The organism is Streptomyces sp. NPDC104814, assembly GCF_055583185.1.
Genome location: NZ_JBVJOL010000001.1, coordinates 113,531 through 130,660, shown reverse-complemented (window position 1 = coordinate 130,660; position 17,130 = coordinate 113,531). Strand labels below are relative to the sequence as shown.

13 protein-coding genes and 1 riboswitch are annotated in these 17,130 nt (G+C 71.9%); of the genes, 4 read left to right on the top strand and 9 right to left on the bottom strand.

The features are described 5' to 3' along the window. Positions 1-63: 63 nt before the first annotated feature. From ACZ64A_RS00510 to ACZ64A_RS00500, 3 genes are all read right to left on the bottom strand, one after another. Positions 64-1,254: an alkaline phosphatase family protein gene (locus tag ACZ64A_RS00510; RefSeq protein WP_469807220.1), complete on the bottom strand. Its 1,191-nt coding sequence runs from the start codon at positions 1,252-1,254 to the stop codon at positions 64-66. After that, the gene (locus ACZ64A_RS00505) at positions 1,254-1,841 is read right to left on the bottom strand and encodes a DUF5998 family protein (RefSeq protein WP_361624968.1); all 588 of its coding nucleotides are present in this window, start codon (positions 1,839-1,841) and stop codon (positions 1,254-1,256) included. The genes ACZ64A_RS00510 and ACZ64A_RS00505 overlap by 1 nt, the downstream gene beginning before the upstream one ends. Before the next feature lie 189 nt (positions 1,842-2,030). Further along, positions 2,031-4,949 (bottom strand): bifunctional acetate--CoA ligase family protein/GNAT family N-acetyltransferase, encoded by a 2,919-nt coding sequence (locus ACZ64A_RS00500; RefSeq protein WP_469807219.1) that lies wholly within the window; start codon positions 4,947-4,949, stop codon positions 2,031-2,033. Between the two features lie 179 nt (positions 4,950-5,128). Between ACZ64A_RS00500 and ACZ64A_RS00495 the strand changes: the two genes are divergently transcribed. Beyond that, positions 5,129-5,410, top strand: coding sequence for an HPr family phosphocarrier protein (locus tag ACZ64A_RS00495; RefSeq protein WP_103783706.1), 282 nt, complete (start codon positions 5,129-5,131; stop codon positions 5,408-5,410). 200 nt (positions 5,411-5,610) lie between these two features. Here ACZ64A_RS00495 and ACZ64A_RS00490 read toward each other — a convergent pair whose 3' ends face one another. The 4 genes from ACZ64A_RS00490 to ACZ64A_RS00475 form a co-directional block, all read right to left on the bottom strand. After that, positions 5,611-6,303 carry a GntR family transcriptional regulator gene (locus tag ACZ64A_RS00490; RefSeq protein WP_469807217.1) on the bottom strand — a complete coding sequence of 231 codons (693 nt, stop codon included), beginning with the start codon at positions 6,301-6,303 and terminating at the stop codon, positions 5,611-5,613. Positions 6,304-6,515: 212 nt separating this feature from the next. Further along, complete coding sequence (locus ACZ64A_RS00485) at positions 6,516-7,259, bottom strand: M23 family metallopeptidase (protein ID WP_469807216.1); 744 nt, start codon at positions 7,257-7,259, stop codon at positions 6,516-6,518. A gap of 12 nt (positions 7,260-7,271) precedes the next feature. Beyond that, positions 7,272-7,425: riboswitch (cyclic di-AMP (ydaO/yuaA leader) on the bottom strand. A 235-nt stretch (positions 7,426-7,660) separates the two neighbouring features. Continuing rightward, positions 7,661-9,049, bottom strand: coding sequence for a M16 family metallopeptidase (locus tag ACZ64A_RS00480; protein WP_469807214.1), 1,389 nt, complete (start codon positions 9,047-9,049; stop codon positions 7,661-7,663). Next, on the bottom strand, positions 9,046-10,440 hold the full coding sequence (locus ACZ64A_RS00475; protein ID WP_469807213.1) for a M16 family metallopeptidase: 1,395 nt from the start codon (positions 10,438-10,440) through the stop codon (positions 9,046-9,048). Before ACZ64A_RS00475 ends, ACZ64A_RS00480 begins: the two co-directional genes overlap by 4 nt. 360 nt (positions 10,441-10,800) lie before the next feature. Here ACZ64A_RS00475 and ACZ64A_RS00470 point away from each other — a divergent pair, with 360 nt between their 5' ends. After that, positions 10,801-13,251 (top strand): DNA gyrase/topoisomerase IV subunit A, encoded by a 2,451-nt coding sequence (locus ACZ64A_RS00470; protein ID WP_469807211.1) that lies wholly within the window; start codon positions 10,801-10,803, stop codon positions 13,249-13,251. On the opposite strand, the gene ACZ64A_RS00465 is transcribed toward ACZ64A_RS00470, so the two are convergent. Continuing rightward, the gene (locus ACZ64A_RS00465) at positions 13,248-14,369 is read right to left on the bottom strand and encodes a CobW family GTP-binding protein (protein WP_469807210.1); all 1,122 of its coding nucleotides are present in this window, start codon (positions 14,367-14,369) and stop codon (positions 13,248-13,250) included. The genes ACZ64A_RS00470 and ACZ64A_RS00465 overlap by 4 nt on opposite strands. A 315-nt stretch (positions 14,370-14,684) precedes the next feature. Between ACZ64A_RS00465 and ACZ64A_RS00460 the strand changes: the two genes are divergently transcribed. Together ACZ64A_RS00460 and ACZ64A_RS00455 are read left to right on the top strand one after the other, a co-directional pair. Continuing rightward, the gene (locus tag ACZ64A_RS00460) at positions 14,685-15,248 is read left to right on the top strand and encodes a DUF6082 family protein (RefSeq protein WP_469807208.1); all 564 of its coding nucleotides are present in this window, start codon (positions 14,685-14,687) and stop codon (positions 15,246-15,248) included. Positions 15,249-15,395: 147 nt separating this feature from the next. After that, on the top strand, positions 15,396-15,632 hold the full coding sequence (locus tag ACZ64A_RS00455; RefSeq protein ID WP_361624995.1) for a hypothetical protein: 237 nt from the start codon (positions 15,396-15,398) through the stop codon (positions 15,630-15,632). 245 nt (positions 15,633-15,877) lie between these two features. On the opposite strand, the gene ACZ64A_RS00450 is transcribed toward ACZ64A_RS00455, so the two are convergent. Beyond that, a complete protein-coding gene (locus ACZ64A_RS00450) occupies positions 15,878-17,056 on the bottom strand; it encodes a citrate synthase/methylcitrate synthase (RefSeq protein WP_469807206.1) in 1,179 nt (392 codons plus the stop codon). Positions 17,057-17,130 lie beyond the last annotated feature (74 nt).

Below are 17,130 nucleotides of genomic sequence, written 5' to 3'. Positions count from 1 at the left end.
GGCACCTTTCGGCAGGACGTCGGGACTTGCTGCGGCCGCGGGGACGGGTGCGGCTTCAGGGCTTCAGGAGCGTACTTCGAGCAGCGGGACCAGCTGCTCGGCAGGGGTCATCGAGCCGTGGTTGCCGACCATGGCGGACTCGTTGGGCTCCCGCTCGGAGGCGATGAGGAGCACGTCGTCGTGCGCGGCGGCCACGACATCGCCGATGCGCCCGTAGACCCGGTCGTCGATGTGCGGGCCGAACCAGCCGGCCGCGATCGCCTCGTCCCGGGACGCCACCCAGAACCGGTCGCCGAGCACCTCGCGCCAGCAGGTGAGCACGTCGTCCTCGGCGCCGGAGACCGCGTACACGTGCCGGGCGCGTCCCTCTCCGCCGAGCAGGGCGACGCCGGCGCGCAGCTCCCAGTCCTCGTCGAAGTCGATGCGGTGGTCCTCGTCGAACGCGATGTCGACCATGCCGTGGTCGGCCGTGATGTACAGGGCGCTGCGCGGCGGCAGCTGCTCGGCCAGCCGCTGGGCGAGCCGGTCGACGTACATCAGCTGGCCGCGCCAGGTGTCGGAGGCGACGCCGTAGCGGTGGCCGGAGCCGTCCAGCTCGGCGTAGTACGTATAGACGAGGGCGCGGTCGGCGGCGGCCAGTTGCTCGGCCGCCAGGTCCATGCGCTCCTCACCGGTGAGGCGTCCGTGGAACGTGCCGCCGCTGAGGGCGACCTTGGTCAGCGGGGTGTTCTGGAAGGTGGGCGAGGACACCTGCGCGGCGTGCACGCCCGCGTGCTGGGCCAGCTGGAAGACCGTCGGATGCGGCTGCCAGGCGCGCGGGTCGGTCCACGGGTTCCAGCGCAGCTGGTTCATCAGCTCGCCGGTGGCAGGGTTGCGGGCGGTGTAGCCGGGCAGGCCGTGCCGTCCCGGGGGCAGGCCGGTGCCGACGGAGGCGAGGGAGACGGCGGTGGTGGCCGGGTAGCCGGCGGTGATCGGGCGGCCGGTGCCGCCGCGGGAGGCCGCCATCAGGGACGTGAGGAAGGGCGCCTCGTCGGGGTGGGCCCGCAGCTGCTCCCAGCCGAGGCCGTCGATGAGGAAGACGCAGTTCCGGTCGGCTGCCGTCAGCTCCGGGATGGCCGCGGTCATGCCGGGCACGCCCATGCCGGCGGCGAGGGTGGGGAGCACGTCGGCCAGGGAACCGCTGCCGTACTCGGGGACGGGAGCGGAGTCGAGGGCGAGGGGTTCCGGGTGCGGTTCCCAGGCGATGTGGACCATCAGCGGGTGATGTCCGCCGTGGCCTCGGAGATCGCCTGGGCGAAGGCGAGCGCCTGGCGGACGGTCTCCGGTCCGTCGCCCGCCTCGCTGACGCGCAGGCTCAGGTCGTCCGCGGTGGAGCTGCCGGTGTAGCCGTGGTCGGCGTCGCAGTTGGGGTCGCCGCAGGCGGCCGGCTCCAGGTCGATACGGGAGACGGCGCCCCAGCCGATGGTCAGCACGACCTCGCGGGGCAGGGTGCCCGGGGTGTACGACTCGGGGTTGGCGACGACGCGGCTGACCACGACCGACGAGATCCGGTCGATCTTGACGGACTCCGTGGACGTCGTGGCGTACGGGGTCGGGGACGTGCTGTCGGCGCTCTGCTCGTCGGTGTGGCTGACGAGGAAGCGGGTGCCGGTGAGGACGAGCACGGTCACGTGCCGCCGCACTTCGTTCTGGTCGAAGGTGGTCTCCTGGTGGACCAGGTACGACCGGATGGGCTCGCCGCCCACGGCGGCCTCCACCGCCTCGGCCACGAGGGCCGGGTAGTAGCCGCTGCGCTCGATCGCCGCACGCAGCCCCTGGGTCGTCGTACTGGTCTTGGCCATGGGCCCCATCCTACGGGGGACCACTGACTGCGAGGGACCCGTCACGGGGTCCCGGTGGCCCGGGCAGGGGACCTGTGGGCGCGGTGAGGTCCGTGGACGGGTGCGAGGGGGCGGGCCCGGGGGCGGTGGCCGGGAGCTGTGGGGGCGGTGAGGTCCGGGGGCGGGTGCGGGCCGGGGTCGTGCGGGCCGTCAGTACGCGGGGAGGGTGCGGGGGCCGAGGTCGTCGCGGGCGGGGGGCGGCGCCAGGCGCACGGAGGCCCCGAGCACGCTCAGGCCGTGCGGGGCGACGACGACCGGTTCCAGGGTGACCGCGACGACCTCGGGGTGGTCGTCGACCAGCCGGGAGACCCGCAGCAGCAGCTCTTCGAGGGCGGGCGTGTCCACTGGCGTGGAGCCACGCCAGCCGAACAGCAGCGGGGCCGTGCGGATCGAGCGGACCAGGGAGGTCGCGTCCCGGTCGGTGACCGGTATGAGCCGGTGCGCCATGTCGCCGAGCAGCTGGGAGGCCGCTCCGGCGAGACCGAAGGACAGCACGGCACCGGCGGCCGGGTCGATGACCGCGCGTACGACGGTGTCGACGCCGCGCGGCGCCATGCCCTGGACGACCGGCCGCAGCTCCTCCGGCTTGCCGAACAGGTCGGTCAATTCGGCGTACGCCCGGCGCAGTTGCTCCTCGTCGGCCAGGTCGAGGCGTACGCCGCCGAGGTCGGCGCGGTGCCTGAGGTGCGGGGCGGTGGCCTTGAGGGCGACCGGGTAGCCGAGGGCGCGGGCGGCTTCGGCGGCGTCGTCGGGGCTGGGCGCGGGCAGGGCGCGGCGGACGTGGACGCCGTAGCGGCCGAGCAGTTCGCAGGTGTCCTCGGTGGAGAGGGTGAGGCCCTGTCCGCGCGCGAGCAGCGCGTCGATCAGGCGGGCGGCACCCTTGACGTCGATGTCGTCGTACTCGGGGACCTTGCCGGGGTCGGCGGCCTCGCGCCGCCACTGGGCGTACCGGACGGCCTCGGACAGGGCCCGTACGGCCCGCTCGGCGGCGGGATAGGCGGGGATGAGGTGGGTGTCCTCGGGGGCGTCGGCGGGGGCCGGTGACTCGGCGGTGGCCGGAGGTTCGGCGGAGGATGCGGTCCCGGTGGGCGGGACGGGTGGCCGTGTGTCTTCCGGGACTGCCGCCGCATGCGCGTCTTCTGGCGTCGGCGAGCCCTGTGCGTCCCCCTGGCCCGCCGTGAGCGGCACGCGCGTGTCCGCCTGGGGCGCCGTGCTCGCCGCAGCCGAGAGCGCCTCCGCGAGGCCGCCCAGCTCGACGTGGACCACCAGGACCGGCTTGCCGGGCACGGCCGCCGCCGCGGAGCGCAGCGCCTGCGCCAGCTCGGCGTCGCCCGGTGAGCCCTCGCCGATCGCCGGGATGGCGGTCACGACGACGGCGTCGCAGGTGTCGTCGGCGAGCGCCCGCGCCAGGGCCACGCGGAAGTCCTCCGCGGAGGCGGCGGTGGTGAGGTCCAGCGGAACGTGCGGACGCAGCCCGGCGGCCAGGCACTGGTCGTACGTCAGCACGCCGAGGGACTCGGAGTTGCCGAGGATCGCCACGCGCGGGCCGGCGGGCAGCGGCTGGCGGGCCAGCAGCAGACCGGCGTCGACCAGTTCGGTGATCGTGTCGACGCGGATCACGCCGGCCTGGCGCAGCAGCGCGGACACCGTGGCGTGCGGCAGGCGTGTCGCCCGTACGGCGTGTCCCTGGGGCGCGGATCCGGCGCCCTGGACGACGACGAGGGGTTTGGCGGCCGCGGTGCGCCGGGCGAGGCGGGTGAACTTGCGCGGGTTGCCGAGGGACTCCAGGTACATCAGGGCGACGTCGGTGTCCGGGTCGTCGTACCAGTACTGCAGGACGTCGTTGCCGGAGACGTCCGCGCGGTTGCCGGAGGAGACGAACGTCGACACGCCGGTGACGCCCGTGACGCCGCCGCCACGCCGGTGCAGCCGGGAGAGCAGGGCGATGCCGATGGCGCCGGACTGGGCGAACAGGCCGATGCGGCCGGGGCGCGGCATCTCCGGCGCCAGGGAGGCGTTCAGCCGGACGTCCGCCGAGGTGTTGATGACGCCGAAGGCATTGGGGCCGATGATCCGCATGCCGTACGTGCGTGCCTGGCGGACGAGTGCGCGCTGGCGCTCGCGTCCTTCGGGGCCGCTCTCGGCGTATCCGGCGGAGATCACCACGAGTCCCTGCACACCGTGCTCGCCGCACTCGGTGACGACCTGGGGCACGTGGTCGGCGGGCACGGCGACGACGGCGAGGTCGACCGGTCCCTCGATCTCCCGCACGGAGCGGTGGGCGGGGACGCCGTCGATGTCGGTGACGTCGGCTCCGAAGGCGCGGTTCACGGCGTGCAGACGGCCGGTGTAGCCGCCCTCGCGGAGGTTGGCGAGGATGCTGCGGCCGACGCCGCCGGGGGTGCGTCCGGTGCCGACGACGGCGACCGAGCCGGGCATCAGCAGCCGTTGCACGGAGCGGCCCTCGGCGCGCTGTTCGCGCGCGTACTGCACCGCGAGGGAGCGCTCGGTGGGCTCGAGGCCGAACTCCAGGCGCACCACGCCGTCCTCGAAGCTGCGCTTCTGGGTGTACCCGGCGTCCGTGAACACCTTGATCATCTTGCTGTTGGCGGGCAGGACCTCGGCGGCGAAGCGGCGGATGCCGCGCTCGCGGGCGACGGCGGCGATGTGTTCGAGCAGTGCGGAGGCGACGCCGCGGCCCTGGTGGGCGTCCTGGACGAGGAAGGCGACCTCCGCCTCGTCGGCGGGTGCGGACGCGGGCATTCCGTTCTGACCGATCCGGTCGTAGCGTACGGTTGCGATGAACTCGCCGCCGATCGTGGCCGCGAGTCCCACCCTGTCCACAAAGTCGTGGTGTGTGAAGCGGTGGACGTCCTTCGCGGACAGACGCGGGTAGGGCGCGAAGAAGCGGTAGTACTTCGACTCGTCCGAGACCTGCTCGTAGAAGCTGACCAAGCGGTCCGCGTCATCGACGGTGATGGGGCGGATCCGCGCGGTGCCGCCGTCGCGCAGCACCACGTCGGCCTCCCAGTGGGCGGGGTACTCCTGCCTGTCCGACGCGCTCTGCATGGGGCCCAGAGTACGGCTCGCGTACGACAACGGCGCGGGGCACTCTGTGGAGGACGGATGCCGGGTCGAGGCCGAGGCCCGGTGATCGCGTCCGGTGGGGTCGCAGGACCCCTCCGGGCATGCTTCACCATATGGGAAACTGGTCTAGACAACCCTGAGAAACTGAAGGGCAGCAACACATGGCTGAGCGCCGCGTCAACGTCGGCTGGGCCGAGGGCCTCCATGCCCGCCCCGCCTCCATCTTCGTCCGAGCCGCCACGGCCACAGGCGTCCCCGTGACGATCGCCAAGGCCGGCGGCACCCCCGTCAACGCGGCCTCCATGCTGGCCGTCCTCGGCCTGGGCGCCCAGGGTGGCGAGGAGATCGTCCTCGCCTCCGACGCCGAGGGCGCGGACGCCGCCCTGGACCGTCTGGCGAAGCTGGTCTCCGAGGGCCTCGAGGAGCTCCCCGAGACCGTCTGAGTCCCGCACGGCCGCTTGAGTCACGCCTGAGGGTCTGATTCACGCACAAAGAAGCCGCGTCGGCCTTTCGAGGCCGGCGCGGCTTCCTTTTTCCACCCTCCGCGAACCCCGGAGGAAATGTGCGGCGCGAACGAGAAATGCGAAAAGGGCAGCCCTTTCAGCGGGCTCACGTGTCCCTCTCTTTGTATACGGCGCTCGCGTTAATGCCGTGGGCCCGATGTGTTTACGGGATGTTGCGAACTCCTCACCGGCTCGGCTCGCTCCCCACCGAAGCGGCGCAGCCGATACGCGCCGGCGGAGCGTTCGGCGTGCAGGGCCGCGACGGCCCGGGCCCGCTCCCCGTCGCCGCGCGCCACCGCGTCCGCGAGGGCGCCGTGCTCGGCCCAGGTCCGGACGGGGTCGGCCGACGGCTCCACGGCGTACATCCAGGCGATCTTGTGGCGCAGCTGGGTGAGCGTGGCGGTCAGCGCCGGGCTCCCGCACGCCTGCACGAGCGTCTCGTGGAACCAGCCGCCCAGGGAGCGCAGCTCGTCGCCGGTGCCCTGCTTGGCCCGTTCCTGGCCGAGCCGCACCAGGCCGCGCAGCACCTTCAGATGCGCCTCGGTGCGTCGCTGGGCGGCGCGGGCAGCGCCGAGCGGCTCCAGCAGCATCCGCATCTCCAGCAGGTCGGCCGCTTCCTGCTCGGTGGGTTCGGCCACGCACGCGCCCGCGTGCCGTCGCGTCACGACGAACCCCTCGGCCTCCAGGGTGCGCAGCGCCTCTCGCACGGGCACCCGGGAGACGCCGTAGCGGCGGGCCAGCACTTCCTCGGTGAGCCGGCTGCCGCGCTCATGGACACCGGCGACGATGTCGTCCCGGATCGCCGTGCACACCGAGTGCGCCGGAATGCGCATGTCCGACCTCCGCTTCGGGCCCCGTGAAACGCCGACGATGGACGCGTTTTCGTGACTCTATTCCAAGGGGACGCCATTTCCGATGGCGGAGCGGATTCCATGGATATTTTTTGGTCACCTCGCCGGATTTCTCCGGGGCGAGGCGCGGGGAAACGGCGAAAGCCCCGGCGCGGTACGCCGGGGCTTTGCGGGGCTGGTGCCGTTCTCGCGTGTCAGACGTTCACTCCGTGCGCGCGCAGGTAGGCGACCGGGTCCATGTCGGAGCCGTACTCGGGGCTGGTGCGCGCCTCGAAGTGCAGGTGCGGGCCGGTGGTGTTGCCGGTGTCGCCGGACAGGCCGATCTGCTGGCCGGCGACGACCTGCTGGCCCACCACGACGCCGATGGACGACAGGTGCCCGTACTGGGTGTACGTGCCGTCGTGCATGCGGATGACGATCTGGTTGCCGTAGGCGCCGCCCCAGCCGGTCTCGACGACGGTGCCGTAGCCCACGGCGTGGACCGTGGTGCCGGTGGCGGCGTGGAAGTCGATGCCGGTGTGGTGGCCGGAGGACCACAGGGAGCTGCTGGCCTCGTAGCCGGTGGAGACGTAGGAGTGCGCGATCGGGGCCACGAAGGTGGTGAGGCGCTTGCGCTCGGCCTCGCGGGCGGCCCGCTCCTTGGCCTCGTGGGCCCGCGCGGCGGCGGCCTCGCGAGCGGCCTGCTCGATGGCCGCCTGCTCGGCGGCCTGCTTCTGGGCCTCGGCCTGGGCGTCGATCTGCGCGGCGACGGCGTCGTCGACGCTGATGACGGGGAGCAGACCGGTCTGCTCGGCGGAGCTGTCGGCGGCGAGGGCGGGCGCCGCGAGGGCGCCGATGACGCCGGTGGTGGTGAGCGCGGCGATACCCGCGGCCTGCGCGGTGGTGCGCTTCATCCGGCTGGGACGACGGTGCTTCCCGGTGGCGCTGACGAACGCCATGTGGCGGCTTGTCCTTTCCTTCCCTCTCGCCTACCGGGTTAGCTGACGGGTTCGGAGCAGGAAGGTCTCCTACGGGCCCCCTCTCGGGCGCCCGATTCACCCCAGGGACGTGTGGGTCCCCGGCTCCCCTGGCTCGCGCCGTACGGGGACTCGGCGATGACTGTCCGGTGCCGCGGGTGCGGCGCACTGCCTGACGAACAGCCCGGACGAAGCTACGGTGATCGACCTTCAGTCCTCAAACGAATCAGGGGTTTTGTAAGCCATCCCACAGGCCAGACAGGCAACCTCCGCCCCAATTCGGGCATATGTGGGATGCAGCGCCTTCGATCACAAACAGACCTGCGGACAGGGCGGGGGCCCTGGTGCTCCGTCAGACACCAGGGCCCCACGCGCATGTGCGGCTACTCCGCGCTCACCACGGTGACGTCACCGATGCCGAGGGCCTCGACGGGCTCCTTGATCTGCGCCGCGTCACCGACCAGCACGGTCACCAGACGGTCCACCGGGAAGGCGTTCACGACCGCCGCCGTGGCCTCCACCGTGCCGGTCGCGGCCAACTGCCGGTACAGCGTCGCCTGGTAGTCGTCGGGCAGATGCTGCTCGACCTGGTCGGCGAGCGTGCCCGCGACGGCTGCCGCGGTCTCGTACTTCAGCGGGGCCACCCCGACGAGGTTCTGCACGGCGACGTCGCGCTCGGCGTCGGTCAGGCCGCCCTCCGCCAGGGTGCGCAGCACCGTGAAGAGGTCGTCCAGCGCCGGGCCGGTGTTGGGCGTGTCCACCGAGCCGCTGATGGCGAGCATCGCCGCGCCCGTGCCGTCGGGGGCGGAACGCAGCACCTGGCTGAAGGCGCGCACGCCGTAGGTGTAGCCCTTCTCCTCGCGCAGGACCCGGTCCAGGCGGGAGGTGAGGGTGCCGCCCAGGCAGTACGTGCCGAGCACCTGGGCGGGCCAGACGCGGTCGTGCCGGTCGGGGCCGATCCGGCCGATGAGCAGCTGCGTCTGGACGGCGCCCGGCCGGTCGACGATGACGACGCGGCCGGTGTCGTCGGCCGTCACCGCGGGCACGGGGCGCGGCTCGGTGCGTGAGCCCGTCCAGGCGCCCAGGGTGTCGCCGAGCAGGTCGTCGAGGTCGAGGCCGGTCAGGTCGCCGACGACCACCGCGGTCGCGGTGGCGGGGCGCACGTGCCGCTCGTAGAAGGCGCGTACGGCCGCCGCGTCGAGGGCCGCGATCGTCTCCTCGGTGCCCTGCCGGGGGCGCGACATGCGCGAGGAGGCCGGGAAGAGCTCCTTGGACAGCTCCTTGGCGGCGCGCCGGGCGGGGCTGGCCAGCTCGTGCGGGATCTCGTCGAGGCGGTTGCGCACCAGCCGTTCGATCTCGCTGTCGGCGAAGGCGGGCGCCCTGAGGGCGTCGGCGAGCAGGCCGAGGCCCTTGGCCAGCCGGGAGGCGGGCACCTCCAGGCTGAGGCGGACCCCCGGGTGGTCGGCGTGCGCGTCGAGGGTGGCGCCGGCCCGCTCCAGTTCGGCGGCGAACTCCTCGGCGGAGTGCTTGTCGGTGCCCTCGGAGAAGGCGCGCGCCATGATCGTGGCGACGCCGTCCAGGCCGGCCGGCTCGGCGTCCAGGGGAGCGTCCAGGAGCACCTCGACGGCGACGACCTGCTGGCCGGGCCGGTGGCAGCGCAGCACCGTCAGGCCGTTGTCGAGCGTGCCGCGCTCGGGGGCCGGGAACGCCCACGGCTTGGCCTCGCCCGCCTGGGGCCGGGGGTGGAAGTCCATCGTGGCGAGCTCGGTCACTTGGCCGTCTCCTCGTTGTCGTTGCCGGCCTCTAGGGTCGCTTCCTGCTCCGGGTCCTCGGGCACGTCGGCGTCCGGTGCGGCCTGCGGGGTCTTCGGCTCGTACACGAGCACTGCGCGGTTGTCGGGGCGCAGGCGGGCCTTGGCGACCTCCTGCACCTCCTCGGGCGTCACCTCGAGCACGCGCTGGACGGCGGTGAGGGCGAGCTGCGGGTCGCCGAACAGGACCGCGTAGCGGCACAGTTCGTCGGCGCGGCCCGCGACGGTGCCGAGCCGGTCCAGCCACTCGCGCTCCAACTGCGCCTGGGCGCGTTCCATCTCCTCGGCGGTGGGGCCCTCGGCGGCGAACCGGGCGAGCTCCTCGTCGATGGCGGTCTCGATGACCGGGACCTCGACGTCACCGGAGGTCTTCACGTCCAGCCAGCCCAGCGAGGGCGCCCCGGCCAGCCGGAGCAGGCCGAAGCCGGCCGCGACGGCCGTGCGGTCGCGGCGCACCAGCCGGTTGTACAGGCGGGAGGACTCGCCGCCGCCGAGGATCGTCAGCGCGAGGTCGGCCGCGTCGCACGCGCGTGTGCCGTCGTGCGGCAGCCGGTAGGCGCCCATCAGGGCGCGCGCCGGGACTTCCTCGTGGATGACCTCGCGCAGCTGGCCGCCCATGACGTCGGGCAGCGTGCCGTCACGCGGCTCGGGCTTGCCGTCGTGGGAGGCGATGGAACCGAAGTACTTCTCGACCCAGGCGAGGGTCTGCTGCGGGTCGATGTCGCCGACGATGGACAGGACCGCGTTGTTCGGCGCGTAGTAGGTGCGGAAGAACTGGCGCGCGTCCTCCAGGGTGGCCGCGTCCAGGTCCGCCATGGAGCCGATCGGCGTGTGGTGGTAGGGGTGACCCTCCGGGTAGGCGAGGGCGGTCAGCCGCTCGAAGGCGGTGCCGTAGGGGACGTTGTCGTAGCGCTGGCGGCGCTCGTTCTTGACGACGTCGCGCTGGTTCTCCATGGACTCGTCGTCCAGGGCGGCGAGCAGGGAGCCCATGCGGTCGGCCTCCAGCCAGAGCGCGAGCTCCAGCTGGTGGGCGGGCATGGTCTCGAAGTAGTTGGTGCGCTCGAAGCTGGTGGTGCCGTTCAGCGACCCGCCGGCGCCCTGCACCAGCTCGAAGTGACCGTTGCCCTTGACCTGGGCGGAGCCCTGGAACATCAGGTGCTCGAAGAGGTGAGCCAGACCGGTACGCCCCTTGACTTCGTGGCGCGAGCCGACGTCGTACCAGAGGCACACCGCCGCGACCGGGGTCAGGTGATCCTCGGAGAGCACCACGCGCAGGCCGTTGGCCAGGCGGTGCTCGGTTGCTGTCAGTCCGCCGGAGCCTGCCTCGGCTGTGGCCGTGTGACCCATGGGCATGTACGTCCCTTCGATCGCGGAAGCGGTCGTGAAACCGCGCGTTTCCTGCCGTCCTGCCACTGTATGCAAGCCTGCGGACCGGCGGCGAAGTTCCCGCACGGCGTACGCCGACAGCGAGATCGCGTAGCCTTCGGGCGATCGTCGTGCGCGGGCCGGGCCGACCGGGGTCCGGCGCCCCGGCCCGGGTGCCCCGGGGCGGCGGCGGTCGGGTGCTCGGGAGCCGCCGCACACCACCGGAATCCGGGTGCCGAGGCGCCGCTTCGTACGCCGGGGCCGGGTCCGCGCCCGGCTTGTCAGTCCCACGGTCCACAATGGTCCGCGTCAGATACCGTTCACGCTTCAGCAAGGAGCCAGGCAGCGATGGCCCGCCGCAGCACGAAGACCCCGCCGCCCGACGACTTCGAGGAGAAGATCCTCGACATCGACGTCGTCGACGAGATGCAGGGCTCCTTCCTCGAGTACGCGTACTCGGTCATCTACTCCCGCGCCCTGCCGGACGCCCGGGACGGCCTCAAGCCGGTGCACCGCCGCATCGTCTACCAGATGAACGAGATGGGCCTGCGCCCCGAGCGCGGCTACGTCAAGTGCGCCCGTGTCGTCGGCGAGGTGATGGGCAAGCTGCACCCGCACGGCGACGCGTCGATCTACGACGCCCTGGTGCGTATGGCGCAGCCCTTCTCGATGCGGGTGCCGCTGGTCGACGGCCACGGCAACTTCGGTTCGCTCGGCAACGACGACCCGCCGGCCGCCATGCGGTACACCGAGTGCCGGATGGCCGAGGCCACGGGGCTGATGACGGAGTCGATCGACGAGGACACCGTCGACTTCCAGCCCAACTACGACGGCCAGGAGCGCGAGCCGGTCACCCTTCCCGCCGCCTTCCCGAACCTGCTGGTCAACGGCTCGTCCGGGATCGCGGTCGGCATGGCGACGAACATGCCGCCGCACAATCTGCGCGAGGTCATCTCCGCTGCCCGGCACCTGATCAGGCACCCGAACGCCGATCTCGACGCCCTGATGCGGCACGTCCCCGGCCCCGACCTGCCCACGGGCGGCCGGATCGTCGGCCTGGCCGGCATCCGCGACGCGTACGAGACGGGCCGCGGCACCTTCAAGATGCGCGCGACGGTGTCCGTGGAGGACGTCACGGCGCGCCGCAAGGGCCTGATCGTCACGGAGCTGCCCTTCACGGTGGGTCCCGAGAAGGTCATCGCCAAGATCAAGGACCTGGTGGGCTCGAAGAAGCTCCAGGGCATCGCCGACGTCAAGGACCTCACCGACCGCGAGCACGGGCTGCGCCTGGTCATCGAGATCAAGAACGGCTTCGTGCCGGAGGCGGTCCTGGAGCAGCTGTACAAGCTGACGCCGATGGAGGAGTCCTTCGGCATCAACAACGTCGCCCTGGTCGACGGCCAGCCGCTGACGCTGGGCCTGAAGGAGCTGCTGGAGGTCTATCTCGACCACCGCTTCGAGGTCGTCCGCCGCCGCTCGGAGTTCCGCCGGACCAAGAAGCGCGACCGGCTGCACCTGGTGGAGGGTCTGCTGACGGCGCTCGTCGACATCGACGAGGTCATCCGCCTGATCCGCTCCAGCGAGAACTCCGCGCAGGCCAAGCAGCGCCTGATCGAACGCTTCTCGCTGAGCGACATCCAGACCCAGTACATCCTCGACACGCCGCTGCGCCGGCTGACCAAGTTCGACCGCATCGAGCTGGAGGCGGAGAAGGACCGGCTGAACGCGGAGATCGAGGAACTGACCCGGATCCTGGATTCGGACGCCGAGCTGCGCAAGCTGGTCTCCAACGAACTCGCCGCGGTCGCCAAGAAGTTCGGCACCGACCGGCGTACGGTGCTGCTGGAGTCCGCGGGCTCCCCGGCGGCCACGGTGTCGCTGCAGGTCGCCGACGACCCGTGCCGGGTGCTGCTGTCCTCCACCGGGCTGCTGGCTCGCACCGCGACCGCCGATCCCTTCGAGGACGGCGAGGGCCGGCGCAGCAAGCACGACGTGATCGTCTCGGCGGTGCCGGCGACGGCGCGCGGCGAGGTCGGTGTGGTCACCTCGGGTGGCCGTCTGCTGCGGCTCAACGTGGTCGACCTGCCGCAGCTGCCGGACACGGTGGCGGCGCCGAACCTCTCGGGCGGGGCCCCGCTGGCGGAGTTCGTCTCGCTGGAGGGCGACGAGCAGGTGGTCTGCCTGACCACGCTCGACGAGTCCTCCCCCGGTCTGGCGCTGGGCACCGAGCAGGGCGTGGTGAAGCGCGTGGTGCCCGACTACCCGGCGAACAAGGACGAGCTGGAGGTCATCACCCTCAAGGAGGGCGACCGGATCGTCGGCGCGGTCGAGCTGCGCACCGGTGAAGAGGACCTGGTCTTCATCACGGACGACGCCCAGCTGCTGCGTTTCCAGGCGTCCGTGGTCCGTCCGCAGGGCCGCCCGGCCGGCGGCATGGCCGGCATCAAGCTGACCGACGGCGCCAAGGTCATCTCGTTCACCGCGGTGGACCCGGCGGCCGACGCGATCGTCTTCACGGTCGCGGGCTCGCGCGGCACGCTGGACGACTCCGTGCAGACGACGGCCAAGCTGACCCCGTTCGACCAGTATCCGCGCAAGGGCCGGGCCACCGGCGGGGTGCGCTGCCAGCGGTTCCTCAAGGGCGAGGACTGCCTGTCGCTGGCCTGGGCGGGCCCCGCGCCGGCGAAGGCGGCGCAGAAGAACGGCACGCCGGCCGAGCTGCCCGAGACCGACCCGCGCCGCGACGGCTCGGGCGTGTCCCTGCCGAAGACGGTGGCGGCGGTGGCGGGACCGGTCTAAACCGACGGCTCGCCGGTCTCCACCGACGGCTCGGCGACAGTCCCGGGTTCGTCCTCGGGTCCGTCTTCGGGTGCGTCCTGCGGATCGCGGACGTAGCGAAGGACGCCCCACATGCCGTGCTCGTCGGCGTGCGGGGCGCCGTTCTTGCAGCTCTCGAGCTGCCCCGCGAGGGCGTCCGCGTCGATGCCGGCCCCGATGAGGACGAGCTGGGTCAGCCGGGCGTCCGTCGCGGCCCACGGCTCCGGGTAGAAGCGCAGGAACCGCCCGACGGCGTGCACGGCATACCGGTTGTGCCGGTCGTACGGTCCGAAGTCGACGTATCCCTTGATCCGGTACAGCCCCTCGGGGCGGCTGTCGAGGAACTCCATCAGCCGCCGGGGGTCCATCGGCAGGTCGGACGTGAAGGAGAGGCTGTCGTAGCCGGTGTGCAGATGCCCGGCGTGGTCGGCGGCCTCGTCGGCGTCATGCCGGTGCAGGTCGTCGAACGACAGCTGCCCGACGCGCTCTTCGCTGGGCCGGCAGTCGAAGAGGAACTCCGGGTCGATACGGCCGTAGGTGGCGGGTACGACAGCGGCCCGGTCGGTGAGGGAGCGGACCAGCCCGAGCACGCGCTCGCCGTCGGCGGCCCGGTCGAGCTTGTTCACGACGACGAGGTCGGCGAGGGCGAGGTGCCGGTCGATCTCGGGGTGGCGCGCGCGGGTGTCGTCGAACTCCGCCGCGTCCACGACCTCGACGAGTCCGCCGTAGACGACGCGGGGATTCTCGCTGGCCAGGAGCATACGGACGAGTTCCTGCGGCTCGGCGAGTCCGCTGGCCTCGATCACGACGACGTCGATGCCGAGGGACGGCTGGACGAGCCGGTCAAGATATTGATCAAGTTCGTCGGCGTCCACGGCGCAGCACAGACACCCGTTGCCGAGGGAGACGGTGGAGTCGCCGAGCGCGCCGGCCACCGCCATGGCGTCGATCTCGATGGCGCCGAAGTCGTTGACGAGCGCGCCGATACGGCTGCCGCCGCTGCGGTGCAGGAGATGGTTGAGGAGGGTGGTCTTTCCGGAGCCGAGGAATCCGGCGAGCACGACGACCGGGATCTGCTGCGGACTCGGGCTGTGCCCCACGTACGACCTCTCTCGCGCCTGTGCGTACACCGGCTCGCGGGACGGCGTACGTCTGAGGATTGGATGCCGCCCCAGGATACGAGCCGTAAGAATCACGGCGAAGTGAACGATTGTTAGCAGCACTTGCGGGGCAGACGTTGGGAAGGCGCCGGATTGTGCGACCCTCGCTTCCCTCCGTGCGCCTCCTCTCCGCCTCCCCGCCGATCAGAGCCGCTCGGCACCCTGGAGGCGGCAAGCGCCGCCCATCGCTCGCCGGTCCCCATCAGTCGCCCCACACCGACGGCCGGCGGACGGTCGCCTGATTCGGGGGTTGACATGGCCACACGGAAATTCACGGCAGGGAGGTTCGGCTCCGCGGCCGGCTTGCTGCTCACCGCGGCCGGCATGACGCTGGCCGCGTGGCAGCGACGGCTGGAGGCGGAGCGGTCGGAGACGGAACGGCTCCACGTGAAACGGCTCGAACTCGAGGAGGTCGCCTCGCTGCGCCAAGCCCTCGCCCATCAGCAGCGCATGCACTGGGAGCTGCTGACGAAGGCGATCGACGACCCTTCCCTGGCCCCGGTGATCGACACCTACGACAAGGACATCCCGGCGGAGAAGCGCCGCCAGTTCCTGTACGCCAACGCCTGGTACGCCTACCTGTACCACAGCCACCGGGCGGGGCTCCTGGACCGGGAGGAGCTGTACCGGCACATGCGGGAGCTGCTGCAGAGCCAGGCCTTCCGCGAATACTGGGAAGCCTCCCGGCACATGCGCGCCACCCTGAACGAGGCCTCGGAGGAGGCCCGGCTCGGCCTCATGATCGACGGCCTGGTCCAGGAGCTCGACGACGCCGACACGGACGAGTGGTGGGTGGTCGGCAACCCGCCGACCGGCTGACACGACGGAACGGGTGGTGCGCCACCCGCCGACCGGCTGACACGACGGAGTGACTTTTGACCGTCCGACCACACAGAGCACACCGACACCACTAGCGTGATCCCCACCACTCTGCCCCGACTTCGTGCTCTGTAAGGACCGGTACCTTTGAAGATCGTGCGCCGCATCGGTGTGCCGCCCAGCGCCCGAGGCAGTAACTCAGGAGCCACCTGCCCGGACGTGTTCGAGCTGAGCGACGGCAACTTCGCCGTCATCGGCACCGAGGCCACCGAGGCGCTGGACCCCGAACTCCCGGCGGACGCCGCGCGTGCGGACTACGAACGCATCGTCGTCGTGAGCCGGGAGACGCTGATCCGCGCCAAGGCGGACATCCCCGACGCCTGACGTCGCCCCGTGGCGGCACGTCCACCCTTGACGCGCCCGCCTCCGCACCTCCGGCCGTACGCCAACCGCGCCCGAGCCGGACGAGTCATCCGGCGAGCAGCCCGGTACCCCGCTCCTGCTCGACGCCCCACCGATGAGGCCTGGCGCCCAGAACGGCACCAGGCCGCACGCCTGTCCAGACACCGCCGCGGGCTGGTGCAGGCGCCCGCCGCGGGCTTCTCAACGCCTCTGCTGTCGTCCCCTGTTCAGACGGCTTCGGGGACGGCCACCGGCGCCTGCGGGCCCACGTACCGCGCCACGGGCCGGATGATCTTCGGGTCCTCCGCCTGTTCGAGGATGTTGGCGCTCCATCCCACCACCCGCGCCGCCGCGAAGGTGGGGGTGAACATCTCACGGGGCACACCACACCGCTCCATGACGACGCCCGCGTAGAACTCGACGTTCGTGTGCAGTTCCCGTCCGGGCTTCAGTTCGGCGAGGATCGCCTCGACCCGGCGTTCCACCTCGACGGCGAAGTCGACGCGCGGCCCCCCGAACCGCTGGGCGATCTCGCGGAGCATCCGGGAGCGCGGGTCCTCGGTGCGGTAGATGGCGTGGCCGAAGCCCATGATCCGCTCACCGGCGAGGACACGCTCGCGGATCCAGCCGTCGATGCGGTCGGGACTGCCGATCGCGTCCAGGGTGTCCAGCGCCCGGCTGGGCGCGCCGCCGTGCAGCGGCCCGGACAGCGCTCCGACCGCGCCGACCAGACAGGCGGCCACATCCGCCCCGGTCGACGCGATGACACGCCCGGTGAACGTTGACGCGTTGAAGCCGTGATCAATGGTTGAGATCAAGTATTGCTCGATCGCCCGGGCCTGCTCCGCGTCGGGTTCGGCGCCGGTCACCATGTACAGGTAGTTCGCGGCGTACGACAGGTCCTCCCGGGGTTCCACCGGCTCCAGCCCGCGGCCCAGCCGGTACAGCGCGGCCAGCAGCGTCGGTACGGCGGCGGCGGCCACCAGCGTGTCGTCCCGGCGCCTTGCGGTGTCGATGTCGTAGACCGGGCGGAAGCCCTTGGCCGCGCCGAGCAGCGACAGGGCCGTGCGCATTCCGGCGAGCGGCCCGGAGGCGGAACCCGCCGCCGCGATGGCCGGCAGCACCGAACGCACCTCGTCGGGCAGCCGGCGCAGCGAAGCCGTACGCGCGCGGAACGCGGCGCCACGCTCGGTGTCCGGCAGTTCACCGAGGACGAGCAGGTGCCAGACGTCCTCGAAGGAGCGGGTCCAGGCGAGCTCCACGGCCGAGTACTGCCGGTAGTGGTAGAAGCCCTCGCGACCGCGGACGTCACCGATCTCGGTGTCGGTCACCACGACTCCGGCGAGTCCCCGGGGCGCCTCGATCAGCGGAGAGGCCGGCCTCATGGCAGATGCATTGACGGACATGTTTCCCTCCTTGGCATTGATTCGACTGTCTATGCTTGACTTAGTTACTGTCAATATTGATTCGATCAATGTGG